A 3336-nucleotide genomic window follows, 5' to 3' on the forward strand; every position below is an offset into this window, starting at 1 on the left:
GCGGGAATGTAGCCCGGATGAGCGAAAGAGACATCCGGGACACGTCAAGAGGATCGGTATTCGCGTTCCCGGGTGTCGCTGCGCTCACCCGGGCTACACGTGCAGCGCATACAGTCTCAACCCGCCGCCATCCTCGTCTCGATCAGGCGCACCCAGAACGAGGCGCCGTGGCCGAGGATGTTGTCGTTGAAGACATAGGACGGGTGGTGACATTCGTTGCCGTCGCCCATGCCGACCAGGATCATCGCGCCGGGACGCGCCTCCAGCATGAAGGAGAAGTCCTCGGCGCCCATCATCGGAATGAACTTGTCGTTGACGCGGTCGGCGCCGACGATGTCGCGGGCAACGTCGGCGGCAAGGCCGGCCTCGCGCGCATGGTTCATCGTCACCGGATACATCCGCGTGTATTTCGTCTCCGCCGAGCCGCCATAGGCGCGTGCGACGCTCTCGGCGACCTCGCCGATACGGCGTTCGACGAGATCGCGCACCTCGGGGTCGAGCGTACGCACGGTGCCGCCGAGCTCGGCAACCTCCGGGATGATGTTGAAGGCTGTGCCGGAGTGGAATTGCGTGATCGAGATGACCGCGGATTTGAGCGGATCGACGTTGCGCGCCACGATCGATTGCAGCGCATTGACGATCTGCGAGCCGATCAGCACGCTGTCGACCGATTTGTGCGGACMCGCGCCGGCGTGGCCGCCCTTGCCGTAGACCGTGATCTGGATGTTGTCGGAGGAGGCGAGCATCGCGCCGGGGGTGGTCGCGAAATGGCCTTCGGGCAGGTTCGGCATGTTGTGCATGCCGTAGACTTCCTGGATGTTCCAGCGCGTCATCAAGCCGTCCTCGACCATGGCCTTGCCGCCGCCGCCGCCTTCCTCGGCGGGCTGGAAGATCACGATCGCGGTGCCGTCGAAATTGCGCGTCTCGGCGAGATATTTTGCGGCACCCAGCAGCATCGCGGTGTGGCCGTCATGGCCGCAGGCGTGCATCTTGCCGGGGACCTTGGAGGCGTAAGGCACGCCCGAGGTTTCCATGATCGGCAGCGCGTCCATGTCGGCGCGCAGGCCAATCGTCTTGCCGGAAGCGGATTTGCGGCCGCGGATCACGCCGACCACGCCGGTGCGGCCGATGCCCGTCACCACCTCGTCGCAGCCGAACTCGCGCAGCTTGTCGGCGACGATGCCGGCGGTGCGGTGGACTTCGTAGAGCAATTCCGGGTTCTCGTGGAAGTCATGGCGCCAGGCGGCCATTTCGTCGGAGAGGGCGGCGATGCGGTTGACGATGGGCATGAGGGGATCCGTTCTTGTTCTTGCTGTAGCCCGGATGAGCGAAGCGACATCCGGGATCTTTTGAAAGGATTCCCGGGTATCGCTGCGCTCACCCGGGCTACGGACGTGACGCTCAGCTCTCGCCGAACACGCGCTTGAAGATCGTGTCGACGTGCTTGAGGTGATAGCCGAGGTCGAACTGCTCCTCGATCTCGGCGTCGGTGAGATACTTCTTCACTTCAGTGTCCTTCTTCAGGAGCTGGAGGAAGTCGCCTTCGCCGCGCCAGACCGGCATGGCGTTGCGCTGCACGAGCTTGTAGGCGTCCTCGCGGYTCGCGCCCTTCTGCGTCAGCGCCAGCAGCACGCGCTGGGAGTGCACGAGGCCGCCGAGGCGATCGAGATTCTTCTGCATGTTGGCGGGATACACCAGCAGCTTGTCGATCAGGCCGGCAAGGCGCACCAGCGCGAAGTCGAGGGTGACGGTCGCGTCAGGCCCCATCATCCGCTCGGCGGAGGAGTGCGAGATGTCGCGCTCGTGCCAGAGCACCACGTTCTCCAGTGCCGGCGTCACATAGGCGCGCACCATGCGGGAGAGGCCGGTGAGGTTTTCGGACAGCACCGGGTTGCGCTTGTGCGGCATGGCGGAAGAGCCCTTCTGTCCCTCGGAGAAGAACTCTTCGGCCTCCAGCACCTCGGTGCGCTGCATGTGGCGGATCTCGACCGCGATGCGCTCGACCGAGGAGGCAATCACGCCAAGGGTCGAGAAATACATCGCGTGGCGGTCGCGCGGGATCACCTGGGTCGAGATCGGCTCGGGCACGAGGCCCATGGCTTTTGCAACGTGCTCTTCGACGCGCGGATCGATCTGCGCGAAGGTACCGACGGCGCCGGAGATGGCGCAGGTCGCGACTTCCTTCCGCGCCGCGATCAGGCGCTCCTTGGCGCGCGAGAATTCGGCATAGGCATAGGCGAGCTTGAGGCCGAAGGTCACCGGCTCGGCATGGATGCCGTGGCTGCGGCCGATGGTCGGCGTCATCTTGTGCTCGAAGGCGCGCTTCTTCAGCGCCGCCAGCACCTTGTCGAGGTCGGCGAGCAGCAGGTCGGCGGCGCGGGTGAGCTGGACGTTGAGGCAGGTGTCGAGCACGTCGGAGGAGGTCATGCCCTGGTGCACGAAGCGCGCCTCGGGGCCGACGATCTCGGCGAGGTGGGTGAGGAAGGCGATGACGTCGTGCTTGGTCTCGCGCTCGATCTCGTCGATGCGGGCGACGTCGAAGGTGGCGTTACGGGCTTTGTCCCAGACCGTCTTGGCGGCCTGTTTCGGGATCGTCCCGAGCTCGGCCAGGGCGTCCGCCGCGTGCGCCTCGATCTCGAACCAGATCTTGAACCGGGTCTGCGGCTCCCAGATCGAGGCCATTTCCGGGCGGGTATAGCGGGGGATCATCAGACTGCTCCAGGAAGGTGGGCGGCGGCCCCAGGGGGCGGCGACCGGCCAAAATGCTTTTTACGCCGTGATTTAGCAGAGCGGGGAGGGCGAAACAAACAGTGGAGGCAAGGTAACGGGGGATGACCGCTGGACCCGCCCGCCGGGTCGGCGGATCAAAAGGGAGCTGTCAATCACGGATCATTGACTGACAGATATTGAAATCTGTCAGCGGGACGTGTATATCCGTTCTCGGATGCTCCGATTGGGCATCCCGCGGCCACCCCCGGAAGCCCCGACGTCCGAAACAAATGCGGATCGAGGGACGAAATTGAAGAGAGGGGACCGTGGACGAATGGAGACTTACGACAATGACGACCGAAATCATCAATTTGACCGGGACGATTGGGCATTGGCTCAATTTACTGGTGGCGCGCCAGATCGCGGCGCAKGCTGCAAAACTGCCTCATTGAGGCGAGAGCTTTCCGAAACGACCGGCACGGGCGCTTCGGAAGCAGCTCCATCGCCGGGTAACTGAGCCCTCAACGGGAACATGGTGCTGGCATGAATGAAGCCGTTGTCTTGACGCCGGAGCGGATCCTCGAAGTTACCGAGGACGTGCTCAGGCGCTACGGACTTGCCAAAGCC

Annotated in this window: 2 protein-coding genes and 1 pseudogene; 1 reads left to right on the plus strand and 2 read right to left on the minus strand. The window is 64.2% G+C overall.

All coding sequences use genetic code 11. The features are described from left to right. Window positions 1–116 precede the first annotated feature (116 nt). Window positions 117–1289 (minus strand): M20 aminoacylase family protein, encoded by a 1173-nt coding sequence (locus AC1D00_RS32770; RefSeq protein ID WP_477013519.1) that lies wholly within the window; start codon window positions 1287–1289, stop codon window positions 117–119. 112 nt (window positions 1290–1401) lie between these two features. Continuing rightward, a complete protein-coding gene (gene purB, locus AC1D00_RS32775) occupies window positions 1402–2709 on the minus strand; it encodes an adenylosuccinate lyase (protein ID WP_477013520.1) in 1308 nt (435 codons plus the stop codon). Between the two features lie 543 nt (window positions 2710–3252). Here purB and AC1D00_RS32780 point away from each other — a divergent pair. Continuing rightward, window positions 3253–3336: pseudogene (locus tag AC1D00_RS32780) on the plus strand (TetR/AcrR family transcriptional regulator); the annotation flags it as partial.

The sequence above is a fragment of the Bradyrhizobium sp. P2_E8 genome (assembly GCF_056403875.1).